Below are 23,132 nucleotides of genomic sequence, written 5' to 3' on the forward strand. Positions count from 1 at the left end.
AACTCCTGTTGATGGTCTGCGACTTTGCCTTGCGCCTTTCGTTTGACTAACGCCTTGAATGCTGCTTGCGCCGGGCAGGGGAATCTGATTGTAGTCGCAGGTCGACGGTCTCGCTGTGGAGCGCTCCGACGCCCGCGCCGCAAGTGGCTTCGTTTCAACGCGCCCTTACCGTACGTGTGTACGAGGCGATCATGCTCGCCAGTTCCTGCGCGGCGGGCGTGACAGGAATGGCCGCGCGTTGCAGCAGGCAGACGGTCTGCTCGATGGCTCGCTCGCGGACGTCGATCACGGTGAGCGCATTCGCAAAAGGCCCCTGCTTCGCGACAATCGACGACTCCAGCGACAGGCAATCAGTAGCGCCCACCAGGTGCAAGGTCTCGTACAGGCCTTCTACGGTCGCGACGATTTCAGGCGGCGGCAAGCCATGACTTTCGAACAGATGGCTCAGGCGGTTGACTTGCGGATCGTCGGTAAGATTCGGTGAGCGCGTCGCGATCCACGCGCAGCCGGCGAGTTCCGCGAGCGTTCGTGCGCCGGATTTCGGGTGACCCTTGCGGCAGACAATGACCGGGTCGGACGGATAAAGCGGTACGACGGACAGATCGGCAGTATCGGTATGTTTCGACACCAGAGCGACCGCGAAGTCCAACGTGCCTTCACGAATCCACGAGATCATCATGCGCGAGGTGCCGGTGCGCAGATGCAGCGCGACCTGCGGAAAGCGCGTGCGGAAATCCATCAGCACGGGCGCCAATGCGTCGACAAGCGGCTCGGTGGTCATGCCGAAAGTAACTTCGCCTGCATAGTCGCCGCGGAATTGCTGCACTTCCTGCTCGGCGCGTTCGCATTCGCCGATGATCGCGCCGGCGCGCTGCAACAGCCGCTGGCCGAGCGCGGTCAACGCAATGCCGCGATTCGTGCGGATAAACAGCGTGGCGCCCAGGATCGATTCAAGGTTCTGCAACTGCTGCGTGATGCCGCTTTGCGCGACGCCCAACGCGCGCGAGGCTGCGCGCAGGCTGCCATGTTCGGCTACTGCCTTGAAGGCTCGCAGTTGCGAGATGGTCAACGCCATATGAGCGTCCGTGTGGTAGTTCGCAGGGTGGCGAAGGTAGTGCGCCGCACACGCCGCGTCTGTGATCGGCAAAGATGATCATGATAGTCGGAACGGGACTTCTATGGAGCGCGGCGCCGGCATACGATGACTTGGCCACGATCCGTCCACTCGAACCTTCCGCTCCCATGAAACTTCCGCTGATGATCTTCGGCGCCGCGCTGATGTTTAGCTGCAGCGCGTATGCCGCTGAGTCCAATACGCTGCGCCTGGGCATTGACCCGAGCTATCCGCCGATGGACTCTAAAGCGCCTGACGGCAGCCTCAAAGGTTTCGACGTCGATCTCGGCAACGAGATTTGCCGTCGCATTCAGGCACGTTGCAAATGGGTCGAGCTCGAATTTTCGGGGATGATCCCGGCGCTTCAGGCACGCAAAATCGACGCGATTCTGTCCTCGATGGCCATCACGCAAAAGCGGGAGCAGCAAATACTCTTCACGTCGAAGCTCTTTCAATTCAAATCGCGGCTGATTGCACGGCAAGGCTCGCCGCTCGCTGCGGGCCTGCAGGCACTCTCCGGCAAACAGATCGGCGTGCAATCGGGCACGCAGTTCGAAGGCTATGCGCTTAGCCACTGGGTGCCGCTCGGCGCGCATGTCGTCGCATACAAGAGCCAGGACGAAGTATTCGCCGACCTGCAGAACGGACGCCTGGACGGCGCATTGCTCGGCTCGGTCGAGGCGGATTTCGGTTTCCTGCGCACGCCGGCCGGCAAGGGCTTTGCGTTTGTCGGCGAACCGCTTTCAATGGGCGATCGCGGCACGGGCATCGGCTTGCGCAAGGACGAGACGGCGATACAGGCGTCGATCAACGCGGCGATTGCCGCCATGTTGAAAGATGGCACTTATGCGCAGATCGCAAAGAAGTACTTCGACTTCGACCCATACGGCAATTGATGCCTACGCGTCTTGCTCTTCAACCGACAGCTTTCCACTCATGAACAGGCAATCGCATCCGCTTCTTTCGCCGGCTATCGGCACGCACCGCGAACTGGTGTCGTTTCACTTCGGTCCGGTTGGCAGCGGAGAAAAAATCTATATTCAGTCGTCGCTGCACGCCGACGAAACGCCGGCAATGTTGACCACGGTTCTATTAAAACGGCGTCTCGTGGAGCTCGAACAGCAGGGCGTATTAAATGCCGAGATCGTGCTCGTGCCGGTGGCCAACCCGGTCGGACTCGGGCAATACATACTCGGCCAGTTTTTAGGGCGCTTCGATCTCGCGAGCGGCAAGAACTTCAACCGGCATTTCCTGCGGTTCCCCAAGCTGATTGCGCGGGCCCGCGAAGCGCTAGGTGCCGGCGCGGCGGAAAACGTGCGCATTGTTCGTCGGTTGATTGCAGAGGAACTGGCCGCACAAAAACCGTTGACCGAGTTCGAGTCTTTGCAGTTGGCAATGCTCAAGCTCTCGTTCGATGCGGACGTCGTAATAGATCTGCACTGCTCGCTCGAAGCCGCGATGCATCTGTACACGAGCGAGGCGGCGTGGCCGCAATTCGAACCGTTCGCGCGTTATCTTGGCGCACAGGCCTCGTTGCTCGCAACCAACTCGGGCGGCGAGGCGTTCGACGAAACGCACAGCCTGTTGTGGTGGCAATTGCAGCAGGAAATGCCCGCCGACAGGCCGGTGCCCAACGGCGCGATCGCCGTGACGGTGGAGTGCCGCGGCCAGCGCGACGTGACCTACGAAGCCGCACAGCAGGATGCCGACGCGATTGTCGACTATCTCGTGTGGCGCAAAGCTATTCGACTTGAAGCGAAGCCGCTGCCGCCGCTGTTGACGGCTGCCACGCCGCTTGCGGGCAGTGAGCAGTTCTATGCGCCAGTGAGCGGCATTCTGATTCACCGCGCGAACATTGGCGACACGATTCGCGTGGGACAGCCGCTGTTCGATATCGTCGATCCATTAACCGACGAAACGACTACGCTCACGAGTCATACGGAAGGCGTGTTTTATATGCGTCGCGCGATCCGCTTTGTGACGGCGGGCGCGCCGCTTGGGCGAGTGACAGGAACGCGGCCGTTCAGAACAGGCGTGTTGTTAGGGGCGTAGTCACACCAGCATGCGAGAAGACTTCGGCAAGCCGCGCAGACAACACGCGGCCAGCCGAAGCCTAAGCTTGATACGCTGTTAATTCGCCACCAGCACCGGCGCGATTGCCGCCGGATCGCTGATACTCGGCCGGCCATTTTCGACGTGACCGGCAACGCGGCGCAAGAAGCTCTCGTCGTCGTTACTGGTCACCGTCAAGTCGTACCAGTGATGGCTGGCCGCGAGCACCCACGCCTCTTCGATATGCGCTCCCGCCGGCACCAGCACCGGGCGAGGGCTCGCGCCATACGCGTTGTCCGTCACCGTCAAACGCGCGAGCTTGCCGCCCTTGTTGCTGAACTTGAGGAACACGTTGCCGTTCGCGACGTCGTATTGCACCTTCACTTCGGGCTGAGCGGGTTTCTCGTTGTGATGCCCCGCGCCAAACTGCGATGCCTGCGTTGCCCCTTGCGCCGTTGCCGCTACGTTGCCCGCGAATTTGCGTACGAAGCCATTCGGGCCGAACACTTCGAACGCATATGCGCCGTTAGTCGTCGTCAGATCGAACGACTCGCTGAGCGACTTGCCTGCTTCAACGGTGTAACGCCACGGACCGTCCGTGCGGTTCGTCGAGTACACATAGAAGTGCGCGCCCTGATCGCCGGTGTTGCCGATAGAAAGTTCGAACGTGCTCTTCTTCGGGTCGGCCTGGCCGTTCACATGCAGTTCGTACGGCAATGCGCGCGCGAAGCGGATGCCGCCTTCCTGCGGGTCGATTGCGCCCGGCGTCGCCGGAACGGTCGGCTTGGGCTGCGTCGCGCATTGGTTGTCGGCAATGCTCTTGTAGTTGCTCGTGTCGGGCAGCGGCGGCACTTTCGAATCCGGCGTGCGGAAATCGAACGCCGTCGTCAGATCGCCGCACACAGCGCGACGCCATGCGGTTATGTTCGGCTCATACACTCCAAAGCGCGTTTCAATGAAGCGGATCACCGACGTGTGATCGAACACCTGCGAGCATACGAAACCGCCCTTGCTCCAAGGCGAGACGATGGTCATCGGCACACGTGGGCCGAGGCCGTAAGGCAGGCCGTCGGCCGTATAGCTGCCGCCACGACCGGGGTTGACCACGTTGTGAATTTCGCCTTCGGTGCTGACCGTCGACTTGCCCTGCGCGGGCGTGGTCGCCGGTTGCGGCGGCACCATGTGATCGAAGAAGCCGTCGTTCTCGTCGTACATGATGAAGAGCACGGTCTTGCTCCACACCTCCGGGTTCGACGTCAACGCATCGAGAATCTGCGACGTGTATTCGGCGCCGTATGCAGGCGTGTATTGCGGATGCTCCGAGTAGGCAGCCGGCGGGCAGAGCCACGAAACTTGCGGCAGCTTGTTGGCGAGCACGTCGGCTTTCAGATCGTCGATCGTGCGCACCGTCTGCGCGCGTTCATACAGCGGCGAGCCCGGCTGCGCGTTGATGAAGTTACTGAAATTCTGCAGGATGTTGGTGCCGTAATTGCCATTCAACGGATCGGAGCCGGTCAGCCCTTGTTGATAGATCTGCCACGAAATACCCGCGGCTTGCAGGCGCTCGGGGTACGTGGTCCAGGACAGCAACTGATAGTTTGGCGGGCCGTCGCCGTCCACCCAATCGTTGTTATCGAGCAGCGGCCCGCCGAACTTGCCGGTCGGGTCCACGGTGCCGGTCATCAGATACGAGCGGTTCGGGTGCGTCGGTCCCGGCAGCGAACAGAAGTACGCGTCGCATACGGTGAACGCATCGGCGAGCGCATAGTGAAACGGGATGTCGCCGCGCAGGTGGTAGCCCATTGTCATGTCGGTCTTGGTGGCGGGCCACTGGTCATAGCGGCCGCCATCGATCGCGGCATGCGTTTTGTACCAGCTGTGATCGAGGTCGCCCACGCATTGCGCGCTCGTCGTCGACGTATCCAGATGAAACGGCAGCACAGGTTTCGTCGGGTCCGCCTTCGACGGTTGATACCACACCGGCTTGCCGCTCGGCAGCGGGATCGGGAAGCGGTCGTTGTAACCACGCACTCCGCGCAAGTGGCCGAAGTAGTGGTCGAACGAGCGGTTCTCCTGCATGAACACGACGATATGTTCGACGTCGCGAATGGTGCCCGTGCGCGAAAACGCGGGAACGGCCAACGCATTGCGGATCGACTCGGGCAGCGCGGTCAGCGCGGCGGCAGCGCCGGCGGATGAAGCCACGGTCTGCAGGAAACGGCGACGGCTATTTGATGTCATCGAATATCACCTTCTGCGGGGGGAAAGAATAGCGCGCCGCGCGCGCCGGTGGAATCGCTCAGTTGCTGTTCGCGCTGTCGCCTGGTGCGTAATGCATGACGGGCGCCACTTGCTGGCTGTCGGCGGCGAGGCTGGCTTGCATGTTCTGTGTGATCGCGTCGGACGCGAGGGCGGGGTCCGACGCGAGCGTCGCCGAAGCGTTGAGAGGAGATGTTGGAGAAGAGTCCGCTGGACTCGCCGCGTTATTCGCGACAACGCCCGGCGATGAGGACGCATTACTCGACGCGGAATCATCCGCGCCGCAACCGTTTAGCGCTAACGTTGCGAGCGCAACGAACAGCGCGCCAGCGAGGCGTTTGTCTCTTCTCATGTCTGCATCCAGTTTCGTGAGAGCGGATGCAGTCTCTAACCCTTTCAAGAAATAATTGTGAAACGTTTGCGAGTGGGAAAAATGACTCGCGTTTGTGAGTTCTTCGAAAGGAACCGGAAAGTGATAAGTAGGAGAATGGACACGTTAGCGCCATCTGCTTGACGTTCAGGCACACCGAAACATAGCAACCGCCTTGCAAGAGTGCTCACGCCATGACACGCATTGAACGACCTTTCGACATGACGCATCTCGAAGACGAATGGCTTGAAGCCGACGGCTTCGGCGGCTTCGCATCCGGAACCGTGGGCACGCTGCGCACGCGCCGTTACCACGCGTTGCTGTTGAGCGCCACGCGAGCGCCGGGCGGCCGCATTGTGCTCGTGAACGGCATCGAAGCATGGCTCGAAGCGCCGGGCGAGCGTTATTCACTCAGCATGCAACGCTATGTGCCCGATGTGGTCTATCCCGACGCGGCGGCGAACATGCTCGACTTCACCACGGAACCGTGGCCGACATGGCGCTTCCAGTTCAATGCGGAAACCGTCGTCATAGCTGAAGTGTTCGTCAGCAAGGCGACGTGCGAAACGGTATTGCGCTGGAGATGGCAGCGTACGCAAACAGCATCGCAAGCAAGTGGGATCACGTTGAAAGTGCGACCGCTGTTATCGGGCCGCGACTATCACGCGCTGCATCATGAGAACGCCGCGTTTGACTTCAGCGCTCAAACCGGCAGCAATGCCGGCTGCGTAAGCTGGCAACCGTATGGAGATCGGCCGCGTATTCATGCGGCGACGAACGGCGTCTACACACATGCGCCCGATTGGTATCGCAACTTCTGCTACGTCCGGGAGCGCGAGCGCGGGCTCGATTTCAGCGAAGATCTGGCAACGCCCGGCGTCTTCAGTTTCGATCTCGCAGGGGCGCAAGCAGTGATGATCCTCAGTGCGTCGGATATGCCGACCGCACACGCTGCGGCAACGAGCCATGCCGATCAACTGGCCGCCGTCGAAGAACAACGTCGCAATGCCTTCGGCTCGCGTCTGCAACGATCCGCCGACGCCTACGTCGTGCAGCGTAACGAAGGCCGCACGATACTCGCGGGTTTCCCATGGTTCACCGACTGGGGCCGCGATACGTTTATCGCAATGCGCGGCTTGCTGATTGCAACAGGCCAACTCGACGCTGCCGAAGCGATCCTGCTCGAATGGTCTGGAACATTGTCCGAGGGCATGCTGCCTAACCGCTTTCCCGATTACGGCGATGCACCGGAATACAACTCGGTCGATGCATCGCTGTGGTTTATCGTCGCCGTGCACGACTATCTGGCGACGAACCACGCGGGCGCCGCAACCATGAAGCGTCTGCAGCAAGCGGTCGAAGCGATCCTCGCGGGCTATACGCAAGGTACGCGTTTCAACATCAAGGCGTCTGCGGAAGATGGTCTGCTATGTGCGGGCGTGCCCGGCATGCAGCTAACGTGGATGGACGCGAAGGTCGGCGATTGGGTCGTTACGCCGCGTATCGGCAAACCGGTGGAAGTGCAGGCGCTGTGGATCAACGCGTTGCGCATTGCAGCAACGTGGAACTCGCGTTGGCAGCGGCCGGCCGAGCAGGCGTTGCAAGCGTTTCTTAAACGCTTCATCGACCCGTCCACGCAGACGCTTTTCGACAACGTCGATGTGGATCATGTAACCGGCACCGTGGACCGCTCGATTCGCCCGAATCAGATTTTCGCGGTTGGCGGTCTGCCTTTTGCATTGCTCGAAGGCGCGGCGGCGCGCGCGGTGGTCGATCAGGTTGAAGCGCAATTGCTCACGCCGCTCGGCTTGCGCACGCTCGCACCGTCGGACCCTGCTTATCGCGGCCGCTACAGTGGTGCACCCTACGAACGCGATGGCGCCTATCATCAAGGAACGGCGTGGCCGTGGCTGCTCGGGCCGTTCGTCGAGGCCTGGTTGCGCGTGCGCGGCGATTCACCAGACGCGCGCCGGGAGGCCCGGACACGATTTGTCGATCCGCTATACACGCATCTCGATCACGCCGGTCTCGATCACATCTCCGAAATTGCTGACGGCGACGCGCCGCATGCCCCCGCAGGCACACCGTTTCAGGCGTGGTCGCTTGGAGAACTGCTGCGGATGGAGCACCTGCTTGCCGGGTTGGATCGCACCGGCGCTTAAACCGCGCTACGATGTGTGTCTCTCCGCCAAGCCCGACGCAAGGACGTTGTCATGCCACCGCTGCGCGCTGCGAATCTGTTAGACACCACTGAAGGCTCACGCCTGCATTCGGCGGACTGCGCCCACTGGCAGCGCTGGGGACCGTACCTCAGCGAGCGCCAATGGGGCACCGTACGCGAGGACTACAGTGCGGACGGCACAGCCTGGGACTACTTTCCGCACGACCATGCGCGCAGCCGCGCGTACCGTTGGGGCGAAGACGGCATTGCCGGATTCGGCGACGACACGCTGAGCTGGTGCGTGTCGCTCGCGCTGTGGAATCGCAAGGACCCGATCCTGAAGGAGCGGCTCTTTGGTCTCACGAACGCGCAGGGCAACCATGGCGAGGACGTGAAGGAGTTGTACTTCTACCTCGACGGTACGCCCACGCATTCATACATGCGCATGCTCTACAAGTATCCGCACAACGCTTTTCCGTATCAGGATCTGATCGAGGAAAACGCGCGACGTGGCGGCGACATGCCGGAGTACGAGATTCTCGACACGGGTGTGTTCGACGACTTGCGCTATTTCGACGTGCAGGTCGAATACGCAAAGCATGCGCCGAACGACATCGTGATGCGCGTGACGATCGAGAATCGCGCGGATGAGCCAGCGTCGCTCGATGTGCTGCCGCAAATCTGGGCGCGCAATTCGTGGTCGTGGAAAGAGAACACGGACAAACCTTCGCTGGTTGCGGGCACCGACCATAACGGTCACGCGCAATTGATCGGTCATCAGCATGGGCAGGAACCGATCGTCGTCACGGCCTGGTCGAACGACGTGCCGCAAGTCACGTGGCTCTTCTGCGAGAACGACACCAACGTGAAGCGGCTGTTCAACATGGAGGCCGAAGGTCCGTTCAAAGACGGCTTCAACGACTACCTGGTGCATGGCGACCAGCAAGCGGTGCGTCGCGAGCATGGCACGAAAGCCGGCGCACATGCGCCGATCGAACTCGCTGCGCACGGCCGCGCGGTGGTCTACATGCGTTGGCGTCCGGAAGCGAGCCCCGACGCGGTGCCTCTCGACGCCGATGCGCTCTTTGCAAAGCGGATTGGCGAGGCCGACGAATTCTACGGCGCGCTGCAGCACGACATGAATGACCCTGACGCGCGCCTGGTGCAGCGTCAGGCGCTGGCGGGCATGCTGTGGTCGAAGCAGTATTACCGGTATGACGTGCATCGCTGGCTGGAAGGGGACCCTTTGCAGCCAAAGCCAGCGGCCGGACGCAAGCGTGGACGCAACGCGGACTGGATGCATTTGTGCAACGCGGACATCGTGTCGATGCCGGACAAATGGGAGTACCCGTGGTACGCGTCGTGGGATCTCGCGTTTCATGCAGCAGCGTTCGCGCTGATCGATCCAGCGTTTGCGAAGCGTCAGTTACTGCTGCTGGTGAAAGACCGCTATCAGCATCCAAATGGACAATTGCCCGCTTACGAATGGGCGCTCGGCGATGCAAATCCGCCCGTGCATGCATGGGCCGCGTGGCGCGTGTATGAAATCGACCGTGCGCTCACCGGTAAGCCAGACCGCGATTTCCTCGAGCTGATCTTTCATAAGTTGCTGCTCAATTTTTCGTGGTGGGTGAATCGCAAGGACGCCGACGGGCACAACATTTTTCAGGGCGGTTTTCTCGGTCTCGACAACGTGGGGATCTTCGATCGCTCGTCGCCGTTGCCAACCGGCGGTCACATCGATCAGGCGGACGGCACCGCGTGGATGGCCGCTTACGCGCTCGACCTGATGCGCATTGCGCTCGAACTTGCGTATGCGAACCATGTGTTCGTCGATATCGGCGTGAAGTTTTTCGAGCACTTCCTGTACATCGCGCAGGCCGTGAGTTGCGACGACGGCTGCGATACCGGATTGTGGGACAGCGAGGACGAATTCTTCTACGACAAGCTGCGCCTGCCTGACGGCAGCAGCGTTCCCATGCGTGTACGCTCGATTGTCGGGCTCATTCCTCTCTTCGCGGTGCACGTGCTCGAAGAGCGCTTGCATGGTCACTTGCCTGGATTGCGGGATCGGCTTGTCTGGTTCCTCAAGCATCGTCCGGACCTCGCAAAGCTGGTTTCGCGCTGGGACGAGCCGGGCAAGGGCAACGCGCTGCTGCTGTCGGTGTTGCGCGGGCATCGTATGAAAGCGCTTCTGCGGCGCGCGCTCGACGAGAGCGAATTCCTCTCCGATCATGGCGTGCGCGCGCTGTCCCGATACCACCGCGATCATCCGTTTGTCTTCAACCACAACGGCAACAGCTTTACCGTCAAATACTTGCCGGCCGAATCGGACACGCGCGTGTTCGGCGGCAATTCGAACTGGCGCGGTCCGGTGTGGATGCCGGTCAACTATCTGTTGATCGAATCGCTATACGAATTCCACCGCTATTACGGCGACGAATTCCGCGTCGAATATCCGACCGGTTCGGGCCAGAAGTTCTCGCTGTGCGAAATCGCCGACGAACTCGCACGCCGCGCGACCACGCTGTTCCTGAAGAACAAGAACGGCGAGCGTCCGGTAATGGGCGCTTATCCTTTGCTGCAAGCCGACCCCCGTTCCAGCGATCTGGTTCTGTTCCATGAGTATTTCCACGGCGACAATGGACGCGGCGTCGGCGCTTCGCATCAAACCGGCTGGAGCGGACTGGTAGCGCTGCTGTTACAACCGCGTGTCATGGCCGCTTCCGGCAGCGTGCCGCTCGCGGGCGAGGCCGGGCGCGCGCCGATTCCGACTGCGCCGTCGGCATCGGCACGCGAGGTCGAGCCTGAAACGGCGTCTGCGTTGGCGACAAGTTCCGTCAAATAGCGCGCTATCGTTTTGAACTGTGTGGCTGCGGGCGTGGTCTTTCAAGTATTGCCACGTCCGTTTCATTGGCTTCTTCAAGTGAATCCCATGCCGACTACACCGAATCCTCAAGCCGCTAATCCTTCGAACGCAGACGCTGACGGCAACGTTGCTGTGGAGCGCAGTTGCAAAGTCAGTGCGAACGCGCAAGGTGAGCCGCCGTCGCCTGCGGGCAAACGTCCAGCGCCGCCTTGCACGCTGGTGATCTTCGGCGCGGGCGGCGACCTTACGAAGCGCCTGCTGATGCCCGCGCTTTACAACCTCGCGGTGGACGGCCTGCTCGACAACGGCATGCAGATCGTCGGCGTCAATCATGGCGCGCGAGAGACGGCCGAGTGGCGGGAAGACCTGCACCAGTCGCTGCAAAAATTCGCTGCCGACAAGGCCAGCACCTTTCACGCCGGCAGGCTGGATGACAACGCGTGGAACTGGGTTGCGCAACGCCTGGAATATATGGCCGGCGAGTTCGAGACACCCGACACCTTCGCGCAGCTCAAGCAGAAACTCGCTGACGCGCCGGGCGGCAATGTCATCTTCTATCTGGCGGTCATTTCGCGTTTCTTCAAACCGATCGTCCAGCATCTGGGCGGGGCGGGGTTGCTTAAAGAGGGCGATGGCTTTCGCCGCATCGTGATCGAAAAGCCGTTCGGCACCGACCTTGCAACAGCACGCGATCTGAATGCGCATATCCTTTCATATGCGAAGGAATCGCAGATTTATCGCATCGACCACTTTCTCGGCAAGGACACGGTGCAGAGCATTCTCGCCGTGCGCTTTGCCAACGCGCTATTCGAACCGGTATGGCGACGCGAATATATCGACAGTGTGCAGATCACGGCGGCGGAAACAATCGGCGTGGAAGGGCGCGGCAAGTTCTACGAACAGACCGGCGCGTTTCGCGACATGGTGCCGAACCACCTGTTCCAGTTGCTCGGCATGGTCGCCATGGAACCGCCCAATTCATTCGATGCGGAAGCCGTGCGCGATAAAAAGGCCGAAATTTTCGACGCCATCTTGCCGCTGACGCCGAACGACGTCGTGTTCGGTCAATACGAAAAAGGCGCTGCAGGCGTGGGTTATCGTGAGGAGCCGGATGTTGCGCCGAACAGCACGACGGAAACGTATGCCGCCGCGCGCGTGTTCGTAGAAAATTGGCGCTGGGCCGGCGTGCCTTTTTATCTGCGCACGGGCAAGCGGCTCGCCGCGCGCCGCACGGAAATTTCAGTGCAACTGAAGCCCGTGCCGTTTCGTCTGTTCCGCGACACGCCTGTCGATGCGCTTACGCCTAACGTGCTGACTTTGCGCATCGACCCTGCGCACGGCACGAGCTTCGACTTCAACGTAAAAACGCCGGGCCCGGTAATGCAGATCGGCCCAGTACAGTCTTCGTTCGATTACGGCGATTTTTTCGCGGAACGCGCGAACGTAGGCTATGAAACGCTGCTGTACGACTGCATGCTCGGCGACGAGACGTTGTTCCAGCGCGCCGACAGCATCGAAACGAGCTGGTGCGCGGTAGACGATGTGTTGCATCCGAAAGGGGGCGGCGCGGTCCCAGTGCACGGCTATGCGGCCGGCAGCGAAGGGCCCGCCGAAGCAGACGCGCTGCTGGCGCGCGACGGCCGCGCGTGGCGTCCTTTGAAAGCGGGCGCGGTCCAGAAGAAGTAATGCCATGAAGCACAACCACACATACGGGGTAACCGTGGCGACATCTAAAGCAAACGCTGCTAAAGCGAAAAACGCGGCAAAAGCGACAAAAGCGACAAACGCCGCAACGCAGGCCAATGTGGCCAAAGCTGCGCAAGCAGCAACGAGTGACGAGCGGATTCTCGCAATCGACGTCGGCGGCACCGGCCTGAAAGCGGCCATTATCGACGCGGACGGCAAGATGCAGACCGAGCGCTTGCGTGTCGCGACACCGCATCCGTGCACGCCCGATCAACTCGTCGATGCGTTGGCGAAACTCGTGGAGCCGCTGGTCGCAAAAGCGCCGCCCGCGCTGATGTCGATCGGCTTTCCGGGCGTGGTGCGCAACAACCGCATTCTGACGGCGCCGCATTTCGGCGTGGAAGGTTGGCACGGCTTTGCGCTTGCCGACCTGCTCGCGCAAAGGCTCGGTGGTTTGCCGGTCCGCATGATCAACGACGCCGAAATGCAAGGCTTCGCCGCAATTGAAGGCAAAGGACTTGAATTCGTCCTGACGCTCGGCACCGGCGCGGGAACGGCGCTCTTTCGCGACGGCGAACTGATGCCTCATCTGGAGCTTGCGCACCATCCGGTGAGCAAGAAAGGCGTTGCTTACGACGAATACATTGGCGACGCCGCTCGCGAAAAAGCTGGGAATAAGCGCTGGAATCGGCGCGTTGAAAAAGTGATTCGAATCCTCGAATCGCTGGTGAATTACGACAAGTTGTGGATCGGCGGCGGCAACGCGGCACGCCTGACATTCCAGTTGCCGGCGAACGTGGCGACGGTTTCGAACGACGCGGGCATTGAAGGCGGCGCGCGGCTATGGCATCCACGGTCGGTGCGCGAAACGCGGCAGCTTCCCGAAGCGAACGCGCGCGTTGGCAAATTCGAATAATTCGAACTCACGTCAATGGCGAATAACCGGGAGCAAGCAGTAATGATTCGACGCGCTTACGTTGGCACTGCGCGGCGCCTGATGTCTGCCGGCGTGGGCATGATGCTCGCCTTCACCGTGGCTGCTGCAAATGCGGCTGAGGCGTTCACCTTGACGTCGCCGGGGCTGGCCGACGGCGCCACACTGGAATCGGCTCACGCGGCCAGCGCCAACAACTGCGGCGGCGGCAACGTGTCGCCGGCATTGCAATGGCACAACTCGCCCACAGGCACGAAAAGCTATGCGGTGACCATCTTCGATCCCGACGGCGCGAAGGGTTTAGGCATCGTGCATTGGGTGCTCTACGGCATTGCGCCTTCCGTTACCTCGCTTGGCTCGGGAGCCGCACCGCCGCCTGGCAGTGTGGGTGGGACGAATCGCACCGGTGGCACGGGATATTACGGACCATGCCCGCCGGTCGGCGAGGTGCCGCATCACTACGTCGTGCAAGTCTATGCACTTGATCTCGCGCCCGACGCCTTGCCGGCCGGCTTGACGAGAGACGCGCTGCTTGCCGCAATGAAGGATCACGTGATTGCGGCAACCAGCACAGTGCTTCGATACGGGCGATGATCGCAGCGGGCTTGAAGCCAACGATCACCCGCCACGCTTAGCGCGCCGCGTCGCCCCACCGGTATTCGACGCTGGCCTCGTCGAGTTGCTGCTTGATGTCGGCGTCCAGCACGAATTCGGACGCCGCCAACGTATCGGTCAATTGCTCGGCGCGACTCGCGCCGATAATCGCCGACGTGACCAGTGGATTTGCCAGCACCCATGCAAGCGACACGCGCGTTAGCGACTCGCCGGTCGGCTCGACAATCGCTTTGAGCCGCTCGATCGTCTCGAATTCGCGTTGGTGCCAGTACCGCTCCTGATACATGGCGCCCGCCTTGCCGACGGTTTCAGTGAAGCGGCCCGATGGCGGCGCTGCATCGAGCTTGTGCTTGCCCGTCAGCAAGCCGCCCGCGAGCGGGTTGTACGGCATGACTGCAAGTTGCTCCTCCGCGGCCAGGGGCAGCAGTTCTCGTTCGATCTGGCGGAACAGCAGGTTATAACGCGGCTGCACCGAGACGAAGCGCGCCACGCGTAATACGTCGGCGCGACCCAGCGCACGCGCGAGTCGGTACGCAAGAAAGTTCGATACGCCGATGTAGCGTGCCTTGCCCGAGCGAACGATCACGTCCAGCGCTTCGAGTGTTTCGTCGAGCGGAGTGTTCGCGTCGTCGGTATGGAGTTGATAGAGGTCTACATAGTCGGTGCCGAGACGCTTCAGCGAGGCATCGATTGCATCGAGTAGATGCTTGCGCGACGCGCCCTGGTCCCATGCCGAAGGGCCCATCTTGCCAACTGCCTTCGTGGCCAGAATGAAGCGGTCGCGCTTGCCCTTCAGCCAACGGCCCACGATCTCCTCCGTGCGTCCCGCGTCGCTGTGGTCGCTGCCGAGCGGATAGACGTCGGCCGTATCGATGAAATTCACGCCGGCGTCGGCGGCAGTATCGAGAATGCGGCGCGAAGCGTCTTCTTCGGTCTGCAGGCCAAAGGTCATCGTGCCGAGGCACAAGCGGGAAACCGTCAGGCCAGTGCGGCCGAATTTGCGGTATTGCATGCTCAACTCCGGAATTGAACGAATGGATTGCGATAGGGAATACGGCAAGAAGCGTGCAAAGAGGATAAACGCAAAACGATAGTTGCGTTGACAGGCGCACAGCCATGCATTGCAAACGTAAGCTGCGCACTTGCCCGCTTGAAAATGGCCGCGCGCGCTAGAATCGTTGCAGCGCATTGCTGCTGCTTCAACAGGAATTTCGACGATGACATGCCCAGCCGCCACAGTCACGAACCACGCCACGAGCCAGAACGCAAGCGAAGCCACAAGCGTGGTGGACGCCGCGCTCGTCACGCGCCGCTCGATCCGCGCATTTCTGCCGACGCCCGTGCCGCGCGCGGACATTGAGGCGATTCTCGAAGTGGCGAGCCGCGCGCCCTCCGGCACCAATACACAGCCGTGGAAGGTCTATGTGGTGACGGGCGACTCGCTCGCGCGTGTGTCGCAGGCGTTGCTGGAGGCTTACGATCATCCGGAGCGCGACACGCTTTATCGCGAGGAATATCCGTACTATCCGCGCGAATGGGTGTCTCCTTACATCGACCGCCGCCGCAAGATCGGTTGGGATCTGTACGGACTGCTCGGCATTGGAAAGGGCGACAAGGCGCGCATGCATGAACAGCACGCGCAGAACTATCGCTTTTTCGGCGCGCCGGTGGGCCTTTTTTCACCATCAGCCGCGTAATGGAGCGCGGCAGCTGGCTCGATTACGGCATGTTCATGCAAGCCATCATGACGGCGGCGCGCGGGCGCGGCCTGGACACCTGCCCGCAGGCCGCGTTCACGCCGTTTCATCAGGTGATCGCGGCGCAACTCGATCTGCCGCCCGAGGAGCAACTAGTGTGCGGCATGTCGCTCGGCTTCGCAGACGAAAACGCGCCGGTCAACGCGCTGCGCTCCGAACGGGAACCGGTCGAACGATTCACGCGGTTTCTGGATTGAACGCCTGGCGATAAAACGGCCTGTGGTTCAGGCGCGTCCCACTAGTACAAAGGAGTCGAATCATGAAAACATCGCGCCGCCATTTTTTATTATTGGGCGTGAGCGCAGGCTCATCGCTCATGATTTCGCGCGCGGCATTCGCCGCCGGCGCGAACGCACTCAGCGAGGCAGACCCGCAGGCGCAGGCGCTCGGCTACAAAGACGACGTGTCAAAAGTCGACAAGGCCAAGTATCCGCAATACGCAGCGGGTCAGAATTGCGCGACATGTTCGCTCTTTCAGGGCAAGGCTACCGACGCGTACGGCGGCTGCACGCTATTCGGCGACAAACAGGTCGCCGCGCGCGGCTGGTGCAGCTCGTACACGAACATGTGAATCGCGGGCAGCCGCGCATTCGTCAGATCAACGCGGCGAGCAGAAGCTCATGTGAGCGTCCGATCCACACGGCGGCGTCGCGGTGGTCGCGCAGTGCGTCGCCGGTATTCGGGTGCACGAAAATGTCGAGCGTGCCGTGATTGAGCGTGAGCCAGCCAATCAGCTCGCCGAACTGCTCGTGGGCGAAAGCCATTTGATACGACCACATGGGGTGAGGCCCGACCGGGCGTTCGTGAAAACGGCCCATCTGCAGCTTGCCATGCCAGCGCGCTTCGATCTGCTCGCGGAACGCCCAGGCGCTGTCGCGCGTCGCGGAATCGAAGTAGACATGTGCGTGCCAGCTTTGAATCACGGAAGTGTCACGAAGAGTCATGCCGAGCCTGTGGGTGGGTCAGTCGTTATCCGCCAATTATTCTGCTTCAGTTTCCGCCGACGTGCGCGGCGCGCGCCTCATGTGAAACTGTCTTTCATCCTCGCCCACGATTTCAAAACCGAGCCGCTCGTAGAGACGCTGTGCCGGGTTGCCTTTGAGCACCTTGAGCGCGACGGGCAATGCGTCGGCGTCGGCGGCGCGCAGCACCGTGCTGAGCGCTCGTTCGCCGATGCCGCGCCTTTGCAGCGCGGGCGCGATCTGCAATTGAACGACTAGCCATTCAGTATCGGTGCGATGCGCTTTGAGCAAGCCGGCAGGCATGCCGTTGACACAAATGACACGCGCTGTGTCGTAACGATGCAGCAAACGCGCGCGATGCTCGGCGTCGTCCGCAGGTTCGCCGACACGCGCGAGGTGTTCGGTCATCGTCGCCTTGCGCAGTTCGAAGAGAAAGGGCTCGTCTCGCGCGACGGCGGGGCGCAGGGTTATCGCAGCGTGGTCGTCGGACATGTCGGAGCGGTGCCGGATGCGAAGCCGGTTAGTAAGAATGGGCGCGAATTGTCACGCTGCCAGTGCTTTTTTACCATGCTAGCTTGTTCCGATGCGCGCGCTCGCGCAGAGAATGCGGGTTGGTCGCCGCTCGTGCGAGTCACGAAAGCCGGAAGCGGCGCCGCGACTTTAACCGCGATGCATCAGGCGCCGCCGATGTTTGCCGCTCGCGCGACACTCGATGCAAACGCGTTGTGCGGGTCGCCGAAGCATGAGCGCAGCGCGTTTAGCGCTGATTGGCATGTGCCTTGCTTTTGCCCTACCCGCGGATTGCTACGCGCGCGAGTTCGAGACTCCGCGCGCGACACGCCGAAACGCCGGGAAACGGCGCCACTTGGCATACAACGAACAATGCTGAACACGAAACCACATGTTCTGACGCGCGCGATAGATGGCGACGCGATGACGCTCGTCTTCTACCCCGACACAGGCTGCCTGCGTTTCGCCGATTCACGCGGTGTGGTGTGCCACGAACTCCGGCCGCCGCATTCCTGGTTTGCGATTTCGTCCGCGTTGCGCGAAGTGCGCGGCGGGACACACGCGATGTCCGAAGGCTTGAGTACCCTATTGCATGAATTCTGCCGGAAACGCTCGAGGTGGCTGAGCGGCCGGGCGCACATGCCGGCAGCGGCCAGCGCGCTGGTGTTTGCGCCGGCGCTTCGTCTCGCAGCCCGGCCCGCGTCTACGTCGGCAGTGTTGTCGGGAGATGCGGACATGCACGCGCCGTTGCGTTCGCTTACGATGAACGTAGCGGCAGCACAGTAGGGAATTCATCAGCCGAAAGATCGGCGCCGGTTTGCGTGTCTATTCAGTTTTGTTCGGTGTTGTCCGTTTCAGTACGGCGGACGGCATAACCAACTTTGCGAGGTGGGCCATGGAGATTATCGAGCTTGAACCTAGCGTCTCGGCTGACGGGCGCGCGGTGATTTTCCAGCTTTCGGCGCGAGGACGAGACCTCGAATGCGCGGTAACGCGTGAAGCGCTGGAGCAGCATTTCTGGCTGCAGCGCGGCGCTGCCGAGGACCGCATGCTGAAAACGTTTGCGGATGGCCGCAAACGCATCACTGCTGTCGCCGAAAGAAAGATGCTGGCGCGTCCCGGCGATAGAGTCCTGTTGACGATCAGCGATTTTGCCGCGCGCTAATGACGGTTCATCGCCATGCACGCATCGTCGTCATGACGTTGCGTGCGCTTTCGTCGCGCTGAATCTTGTGCGAGCGGGCGCTCGATAGCGCCCTCGCTCGCCTGCCTGTTTGCCATTCGCGTGTGAGTCGTTCACGCGGTTCCGGCATCCCTCCTGCATGCGTCCCCGATTGTTACGCCGATTCGTCAAACTGGCGCGGCAAATCCCTTCCTTTTGCCCAATTGCCCGGGCGCTCGCTCGCATAAACTGTTTTACATGGAGCGACAAATCACCGAGCCCCATCGACGCGGTCTTCCCCCGCGTTGTTTTGAACCGTACCGTTGATGGCAGTTTGCCGCGGTGTTCGACGCGGCAGGGCAGTAACGCAGCACGAAGTAGAAGCAGAACAATGGCGCAGTAGCAGGTGAAGTAGCAACAACCGTTTTTGCAGTGCTAGTAGTAGTTGACCTGGCAACGACCGTTTTCCAGTAACAGTTGAAGTCGCAACGAAAGTCTCAGCAGTAGCAGTACAAGTTCAGAAGATGTCTTCGCAGCAGCAACATAAGTAGCAGATTGGCAGTAACAGCGTTTCAGTTTCGATGGTTACAGGTCGGCGAGCATCCACGCGCGAGCACGACTCTTCCATCCTGTCCGGCCCTGTTCTCTCGCGGGAACAGGGTTTTTTTTCGTCGATGCGATGAAGGCACGCGACCTTCGCGTTTTAAGCCGGACTTAATATTCGCTTGCCATCATGCTTACACAGACTCACATTAGAGGCTGTTCAGCCGCCGGCGCATCGGCGGCACTCGTCGCGGGAAATCATACCGATCGTGCGACGAAGCCGAGAGTTAGCGAAGGAGGTAAAACCTATGTCCAGTAAATCGCGAGTCCGCAAACACAATTCGCCGGCCATGTCGCCGTTGTTGCGTGCGCTGACTCAAAGCCGTAGCACGCACGAGCCGGTTACCGCTGCGATGCTTCTGCAGTGCTATGCGGCGCTCGACGCGTTCGAGCACGGTCACGGCTCACGCGATCTGCACATGTCGTTGAGCCGGCACTTGCTCGTGTCGCAGGAGCTGGCGCGCCTCGGCCTCGGCGAAGATCTTATCGACGATATTGAGAGCGGCCACGCCGCTATGGTCCACTTAGACAGCCGCGAGCAGATAACCGGCAAGTGGACGCTGAGCGACGACGAACACGCGTGCCTGTGCACGTCGCTCGCGATTCTGGACGAGCAATTGTCCGTGGCATCGTTGAGCGAGATTGCGAGCGCTCAGGCGCGAATGATCGAAGGCTTGATGCGGTCCGCACGGACGAGAGCACTCGCCGAAGCGGTGCTCTGACGGTAGAGCCGCAAATCCCCCAAATAGAAAACGCCCCATGTGGGGCGTTTTTTTTTTGCCGCGCCGGTTAATCGTTGTACTGCGTTACATCGTAATAGCTGATCCAGTTCTGATTGCCGCCAAGTTCAACCAGGCGCGAACCCCCTGAGGTCAGCGCGGGGAACGGACAATTCGTACACGTGCGAACGCCTTGCGAATCGATTCCGGCGCTGACGGTCGTTTGATACTGCCCAAACGTGGTGTTATTCGGTGTGCCCACTGCAAAGCCGTCGACTTCGCCGTTCGTGCCGGCCAAGGTTAGACCGGATGCCTGAATCTGCACCGAATTCACCGGATACGCGAGGCTCTGTCCGTTGACGAGGCTGGACCAGCTGACGCTCATCGCATACTGAATACCGGCAAGCGATCCGGCCGGAGTAAGAAACTGCGTCTGGAAGTCGGACAGCAAAGTCGGCCACGACACCGTCGCACCGGCCGCCGCGCCGAGCGGGCTCCCCGGGTTCATGACCTGCGACACGCCGAGTTTCGTGCCGGTGCTGTCGTAAAACGTCACTGTGTAGGCGGCGTAGAGCGGCACTGTGCCGACATCGACTGACTGCGCCGCGTACACGCCGCTCGACGCGGGCGGCGCGAAGCTGCCCGTAGACGGTAGCGATTGCCATGACCAGCGATACATCGACGTGCTGCTCGCAGTCGTGGCCGGCGATACCGGCGCGACACTCAACGCCGTGTCAGAGAGGCCGAGCGTGCTGCTGCCAGCGGCGCTGCGCGGCAGAAGCCACACAGGCGCCGCGAGCCCAGGCCCTGAGACGGACGCGGAGTACACAGCGGGGTTCAGCGCGACCGGAATCGTAATTTCCAGGCCGGACTCATAGCGGTTCACGTCGTTGACCCGCGTGTCGAGAAACGTGCGGCGCTGGATTCGCGAATTGATCGCCACGGCGAATTGCGACTGGTTGCCGACCAGGTTCCAGCCGAGCTGCGTGCCGCCCGCGAGCGCAACCGGGGCAGCCATCTGCTGAGCAATGCTGTACAGCGCGCCTGCTGTGCCGTCGGCGAGCGTCAACGGGATTTGTACGAGCGCTTGCTGCTTGCCGTTGCGCGTGAAAAACGCGAGGGTTTTCGGCGATCCGAAGCGCGCACCGGCAAGCGACGTGTTCGGCAAGCCGTGACCCGTCGCAAGGTTGCTTAAGCCGTTCTCCAGAAAAGTACTGTCGATGGCGGGTGCGCACGACATATCCAGCGTGCCTGTTGCAGCACACGCCGTCAGCAATGGCGCGAGCGGTTCCAGATAATTGGCTGCAGCCGCCGGCGCGGCGAGCTTCGTGGTTTGCCCTGTCTGCTTGTTCAGCGCGACGGTTGTACCGGGCGCGGCGTTGGACAGCAGCAGCAAGCCGCCGTTAGGGCCGGTCACAACCGACACCGTATCGATCACCGCATCCGCACCCGTGTGATTCGGCGTGAACGCGGTGCCGACAGGATCGAAGCCGGCCGACTGAATGCCGTTTTGCGCGAGCACGTTCGCGAGAATTGCGTCGAGCGTGATGATGGCGATCTGAACCGAGGGCAGCGTAACTTTAGCGAGTGCGGTGCTCGACGCGAGATCGGACGGATTGCCCGATGCCGTCAACATCGCGGCAATTGCGGTGGTGAGCGTAGTGATGTTGGCAACGGCGGGCGCGGTGCCGTTGGGTAGCTTGGCCAGCACGGAGACAAGCGGACTCGAGAAGCCGGTCGCGTCGTTTGCCATCAGCAGGAAAGGCGCGGTCATGCCTTTGACGGAGATGCTAAACGCGCCCTGTGCGTTGGTGGTGGCGGTCGCTTGCGCCCCGGTGGCGTCCATCAAGGTCACACTTGCGCCGGCCCATGCGCTGCCGCTCGCTACGGTGCCGGTAACGGATGCCGCGGTGGCAGTTTGCGTATTGGACGAGCCTGATCCCGACCCCGAACCGCCGCCGCAACCGCTCAGTTGAAGAAACGCAAAAGCCACTGCGGCCGCGACGGCGCTGCGCACTAACGTTCGATGCATGAAATCCCCGATGCTGTGATTCGTTTTGATATCGGCCCGTTATGTCGATAAGCGCTTTTCAATCCTCGCACGGTGTCGTCGGATTGAAAGCAATACCTATGTTTTCTCACACTTTAACGGCCGTTTAGATAGCGGCTCATGGCGCGTTGGGAGAATACTTCAAATCGACGCAAGCGTGCCGTGTCGCAAAAGTGAATCCGCAAAGCGTTGAAGCTTACGAGTCTCCGTAAAAGCGCGGGGTTAGCCGCTGATTAGTCCGCGGTTCAGGCTTACCGGAACGATCCGCGCTTGCTAGACTGGTTTTCCGCGCTCATCCCAAGCGCATTTTTCTTCCGCCATACGACTGCCGGGCGCCTGTCCGCAGCTCGCTCATTGGAGAGACGCCATGTCTTATATGCTGCTGATTGTCGAGCCCCCGGAACAGCGCATCGAGCGCGGCGAGGCGAAAGGCCGTGAAGTCTACGATCAGATGGTGCGTTTCGCCGCCGACCTCAAGGAGCGCGGCAAACTGCTCGCGGTCGAATCGCTCACGTCTTCCCGCGACGCTGTGCGGGTGCAGGTGCGCGACGGGCAGCCGAAACTGGTCGACGGACCCTTCGCAGAAGCGAAGGAAATGGTCGGCGGCTTTTTCCTCCTCGATTGCGACTCGCGCGAGGAAGCGGTGGCCATTGCGCAAGCCTGTCCGGCGGCGACCTGGTGCACCGTCGAGGTACGCAAGCTCGGCCCCTGCTTCGCCTAGGCGGTCTGCGCCTGTTTGCTCGGGGTTTTCACCAGGCGCCCGAGCTGTCTGTCGAATCGCTCGTGCATTGCTCGTCGTGTGAGTAAGAGCAGGCCAACGCGCCGCGCTCAACGAGACATCCTCGAACCTCACGACAAAAGGAGTAACCGCGATGCGATTCATGATTCTGGTGAAGGCGACTGCCGCGAGCGAAGCCGGCGAAATGCCGGAAGCGTCCTTAATGGCCGCGATGGGCGCGTACCACGAAGAACTCGCCAAGGCAGGTGTGCTGCTGGACGCCACGGGCTTGCAGCCCAGTTCGAAAGGATGGCGCGTTCGCTATAGCGGCGGTCAGCGCTCGGTGATCGACGGTCCGTTTGCTGAGACGAAGGAACTGGTCGCCGGCTACACGCTGATCCAGGTGCGTTCGCGTGAAGAAGCGATGGAATGGGCGCGGCGTTTTCCCGCGCCGTTCGGCGAACAGGCCGACGGCGAAATCGAGGTGCGGCAGCTCTACGAACTCGATGACTTCGAGCCGAGCGCGGAACTCGAGCGCTTTCGTGAACTGGAAGCGGGCCGCCGCTGATTCCACGCCAATCGATTACTGGA

20 protein-coding genes and 1 pseudogene are annotated in these 23,132 nt (G+C 61.3%); 14 read left to right on the plus strand and 7 right to left on the minus strand.

Going from position 1 to position 23,132, the window contains the following annotated elements:
* Nucleotides 1-154 precede the first annotated feature (154 nt).
* The gene (locus tag SB753_RS24715) at nt 155-1,075 is read right to left on the minus strand and encodes a LysR family transcriptional regulator (protein ID WP_410802307.1); all 921 of its coding nucleotides are present in this window, start codon (nt 1,073-1,075) and stop codon (nt 155-157) included.
* Nucleotides 1,076-1,242: 167 nt separating this feature from the next.
* Between SB753_RS24715 and SB753_RS24720 the strand changes: the two genes are divergently transcribed.
* Both SB753_RS24720 and SB753_RS24725 read left to right on the plus strand, forming a co-directional pair.
* Complete coding sequence (locus SB753_RS24720; RefSeq protein WP_410802309.1) at nt 1,243-2,010, plus strand: transporter substrate-binding domain-containing protein; 768 nt, start codon at nt 1,243-1,245, stop codon at nt 2,008-2,010.
* Between the two features lie 40 nt (nt 2,011-2,050).
* Nucleotides 2,051-3,166, plus strand: coding sequence for a succinylglutamate desuccinylase/aspartoacylase family protein (locus SB753_RS24725; RefSeq protein WP_410802311.1), 1,116 nt, complete (start codon nt 2,051-2,053; stop codon nt 3,164-3,166).
* Between the two features lie 78 nt (nt 3,167-3,244).
* Here the strand turns inward: SB753_RS24725 and SB753_RS24730 are convergent, their stop codons facing one another.
* Nucleotides 3,245-5,407 (minus strand): phosphocholine-specific phospholipase C, encoded by a 2,163-nt coding sequence (locus SB753_RS24730; RefSeq protein ID WP_410802313.1) that lies wholly within the window; start codon nt 5,405-5,407, stop codon nt 3,245-3,247.
* Nucleotides 5,408-5,465: 58 nt separating this feature from the next.
* The gene (locus SB753_RS24735) at nt 5,466-5,777 is read right to left on the minus strand and encodes a hypothetical protein (protein ID WP_408130451.1); all 312 of its coding nucleotides are present in this window, start codon (nt 5,775-5,777) and stop codon (nt 5,466-5,468) included.
* A gap of 212 nt (nt 5,778-5,989) precedes the next feature.
* Here SB753_RS24735 and SB753_RS24740 point away from each other — a divergent pair, with 212 nt between their 5' ends.
* The 5 genes from SB753_RS24740 to SB753_RS24760 all read left to right on the plus strand — a co-directional run bounded on the left by SB753_RS24740 (nt 5,990) and on the right by SB753_RS24760 (nt 14,039).
* The gene (locus SB753_RS24740; RefSeq protein WP_410802315.1) at nt 5,990-7,957 is read left to right on the plus strand and encodes an amylo-alpha-1,6-glucosidase; all 1,968 of its coding nucleotides are present in this window, start codon (nt 5,990-5,992) and stop codon (nt 7,955-7,957) included.
* 51 nt (nt 7,958-8,008) lie between these two features.
* A complete protein-coding gene (locus SB753_RS24745) occupies nt 8,009-10,804 on the plus strand; it encodes an MGH1-like glycoside hydrolase domain-containing protein (protein WP_410802317.1) in 2,796 nt (931 codons plus the stop codon).
* An 87-nt stretch (nt 10,805-10,891) separates the two neighbouring features.
* Complete coding sequence (zwf, locus tag SB753_RS24750; protein ID WP_410802319.1) at nt 10,892-12,511, plus strand: glucose-6-phosphate dehydrogenase; 1,620 nt, start codon at nt 10,892-10,894, stop codon at nt 12,509-12,511.
* 4 nt (nt 12,512-12,515) lie between these two features.
* Complete coding sequence (locus tag SB753_RS24755) at nt 12,516-13,427, plus strand: ROK family protein (protein WP_410802321.1); 912 nt, start codon at nt 12,516-12,518, stop codon at nt 13,425-13,427.
* A 42-nt stretch (nt 13,428-13,469) separates the two neighbouring features.
* The gene (locus SB753_RS24760) at nt 13,470-14,039 is read left to right on the plus strand and encodes a YbhB/YbcL family Raf kinase inhibitor-like protein (protein ID WP_131316517.1); all 570 of its coding nucleotides are present in this window, start codon (nt 13,470-13,472) and stop codon (nt 14,037-14,039) included.
* A 37-nt stretch (nt 14,040-14,076) separates the two neighbouring features.
* Here the strand turns inward: SB753_RS24760 and SB753_RS24765 are convergent, their stop codons facing one another.
* A complete protein-coding gene (locus SB753_RS24765; RefSeq protein WP_087751916.1) occupies nt 14,077-15,072 on the minus strand; it encodes an aldo/keto reductase in 996 nt (331 codons plus the stop codon).
* A gap of 205 nt (nt 15,073-15,277) precedes the next feature.
* Between SB753_RS24765 and SB753_RS24770 the strand changes: the two are divergent.
* A pseudogene (locus tag SB753_RS24770) lies at nt 15,278-16,014 on the plus strand (nitroreductase).
* Between the two features lie 62 nt (nt 16,015-16,076).
* The gene (locus tag SB753_RS24775) at nt 16,077-16,388 is read left to right on the plus strand and encodes a high-potential iron-sulfur protein (RefSeq protein ID WP_020068722.1); all 312 of its coding nucleotides are present in this window, start codon (nt 16,077-16,079) and stop codon (nt 16,386-16,388) included.
* A 22-nt stretch (nt 16,389-16,410) separates the two neighbouring features.
* Here the strand turns inward: SB753_RS24775 and SB753_RS24780 are convergent, their stop codons facing one another.
* Nucleotides 16,411-16,761 carry a DOPA 4,5-dioxygenase family protein gene (locus SB753_RS24780; protein ID WP_027778249.1) on the minus strand — a complete coding sequence of 117 codons (351 nt, stop codon included), beginning with the start codon at nt 16,759-16,761 and terminating at the stop codon, nt 16,411-16,413.
* A 36-nt stretch (nt 16,762-16,797) separates the two neighbouring features.
* Complete coding sequence (locus SB753_RS24785; RefSeq protein ID WP_310070182.1) at nt 16,798-17,271, minus strand: GNAT family N-acetyltransferase; 474 nt, start codon at nt 17,269-17,271, stop codon at nt 16,798-16,800.
* 390 nt (nt 17,272-17,661) lie between these two features.
* Between SB753_RS24785 and SB753_RS24790 the strand changes: the two genes are divergently transcribed.
* From SB753_RS24790 to SB753_RS24800, 3 genes are all read left to right on the plus strand, one after another.
* Nucleotides 17,662-18,075 carry a hypothetical protein gene (locus SB753_RS24790; RefSeq protein ID WP_410802325.1) on the plus strand — a complete coding sequence of 138 codons (414 nt, stop codon included), beginning with the start codon at nt 17,662-17,664 and terminating at the stop codon, nt 18,073-18,075.
* Between the two features lie 109 nt (nt 18,076-18,184).
* On the plus strand, nt 18,185-18,454 hold the full coding sequence (locus SB753_RS24795; protein ID WP_027778246.1) for a DUF1488 domain-containing protein: 270 nt from the start codon (nt 18,185-18,187) through the stop codon (nt 18,452-18,454).
* A gap of 848 nt (nt 18,455-19,302) precedes the next feature.
* Nucleotides 19,303-19,776: a hypothetical protein gene (locus SB753_RS24800; RefSeq protein ID WP_410802327.1), complete on the plus strand. Its 474-nt coding sequence runs from the start codon at nt 19,303-19,305 to the stop codon at nt 19,774-19,776.
* Between the two features lie 67 nt (nt 19,777-19,843).
* Here the strand turns inward: SB753_RS24800 and SB753_RS24805 are convergent, their stop codons facing one another.
* Nucleotides 19,844-21,805 (minus strand): hypothetical protein, encoded by a 1,962-nt coding sequence (locus SB753_RS24805; protein WP_410802329.1) that lies wholly within the window; start codon nt 21,803-21,805, stop codon nt 19,844-19,846.
* Between the two features lie 385 nt (nt 21,806-22,190).
* Here SB753_RS24805 and SB753_RS24810 point away from each other — a divergent pair, with 385 nt between their 5' ends.
* On the plus strand, nt 22,191-22,544 hold the full coding sequence (locus SB753_RS24810; RefSeq protein ID WP_020068730.1) for a YciI family protein: 354 nt from the start codon (nt 22,191-22,193) through the stop codon (nt 22,542-22,544).
* 151 nt (nt 22,545-22,695) lie between these two features.
* Nucleotides 22,696-23,109 (plus strand): YciI family protein, encoded by a 414-nt coding sequence (locus SB753_RS24815; protein ID WP_020068731.1) that lies wholly within the window; start codon nt 22,696-22,698, stop codon nt 23,107-23,109.
* The last annotated feature ends 23 nt before the right edge of the window (nt 23,110-23,132 follow it).

Origin of the sequence: Paraburkholderia sp. SIMBA_053, assembly GCF_046534895.1 — a bacterium.
GTDB lineage: Bacteria > Pseudomonadota > Gammaproteobacteria > Burkholderiales > Burkholderiaceae > Paraburkholderia > Paraburkholderia caledonica.

What these genes read in the sequence shown, in the direction of transcription:
- SB753_RS24775 (WP_020068722.1), top strand. Translation starts at nt 16,077, where the DNA reads ATGAAAACATCGCGCCGCCATTTTTTATTATTGGGCGTGAGCGCAGGC.
- SB753_RS24810 (WP_020068730.1), top strand. Translation starts at nt 22,191, where the DNA reads ATGTCTTATATGCTGCTGATTGTCGAGCCCCCGGAACAGCGCATCGAG.
- SB753_RS24805 (WP_410802329.1), bottom strand. Translation starts at nt 21,805, where the DNA reads ATGCATCGAACGTTAGTGCGCAGCGCCGTCGCGGCCGCAGTGGCTTTT.
- SB753_RS24730 (WP_410802313.1), bottom strand. Translation starts at nt 5,407, where the DNA reads ATGACATCAAATAGCCGTCGCCGTTTCCTGCAGACCGTGGCTTCATCC.
- SB753_RS24790 (WP_410802325.1), top strand. Translation starts at nt 17,662, where the DNA reads ATGCTGAACACGAAACCACATGTTCTGACGCGCGCGATAGATGGCGAC.
- SB753_RS24780 (WP_027778249.1), bottom strand. Translation starts at nt 16,761, where the DNA reads ATGACTCTTCGTGACACTTCCGTGATTCAAAGCTGGCACGCACATGTC.
- zwf (WP_410802319.1), top strand. Translation starts at nt 10,892, where the DNA reads ATGCCGACTACACCGAATCCTCAAGCCGCTAATCCTTCGAACGCAGAC.
- SB753_RS24740 (WP_410802315.1), top strand. Translation starts at nt 5,990, where the DNA reads ATGACACGCATTGAACGACCTTTCGACATGACGCATCTCGAAGACGAA.
- SB753_RS24765 (WP_087751916.1), bottom strand. Translation starts at nt 15,072, where the DNA reads ATGCAATACCGCAAATTCGGCCGCACTGGCCTGACGGTTTCCCGCTTG.
- SB753_RS24795 (WP_027778246.1), top strand. Translation starts at nt 18,185, where the DNA reads ATGGAGATTATCGAGCTTGAACCTAGCGTCTCGGCTGACGGGCGCGCG.
- SB753_RS24800 (WP_410802327.1), top strand. Translation starts at nt 19,303, where the DNA reads ATGTCCAGTAAATCGCGAGTCCGCAAACACAATTCGCCGGCCATGTCG.
- SB753_RS24815 (WP_020068731.1), top strand. Translation starts at nt 22,696, where the DNA reads ATGCGATTCATGATTCTGGTGAAGGCGACTGCCGCGAGCGAAGCCGGC.
- SB753_RS24715 (WP_410802307.1), bottom strand. Translation starts at nt 1,075, where the DNA reads ATGGCGTTGACCATCTCGCAACTGCGAGCCTTCAAGGCAGTAGCCGAA.
- SB753_RS24725 (WP_410802311.1), top strand. Translation starts at nt 2,051, where the DNA reads ATGAACAGGCAATCGCATCCGCTTCTTTCGCCGGCTATCGGCACGCAC.
- SB753_RS24745 (WP_410802317.1), top strand. Translation starts at nt 8,009, where the DNA reads ATGCCACCGCTGCGCGCTGCGAATCTGTTAGACACCACTGAAGGCTCA.
- SB753_RS24785 (WP_310070182.1), bottom strand. Translation starts at nt 17,271, where the DNA reads ATGTCCGACGACCACGCTGCGATAACCCTGCGCCCCGCCGTCGCGCGA.
- SB753_RS24755 (WP_410802321.1), top strand. Translation starts at nt 12,516, where the DNA reads ATGAAGCACAACCACACATACGGGGTAACCGTGGCGACATCTAAAGCA.
- SB753_RS24720 (WP_410802309.1), top strand. Translation starts at nt 1,243, where the DNA reads ATGAAACTTCCGCTGATGATCTTCGGCGCCGCGCTGATGTTTAGCTGC.
- SB753_RS24735 (WP_408130451.1), bottom strand. Translation starts at nt 5,777, where the DNA reads ATGAGAAGAGACAAACGCCTCGCTGGCGCGCTGTTCGTTGCGCTCGCA.
- SB753_RS24760 (WP_131316517.1), top strand. Translation starts at nt 13,470, where the DNA reads ATGATTCGACGCGCTTACGTTGGCACTGCGCGGCGCCTGATGTCTGCC.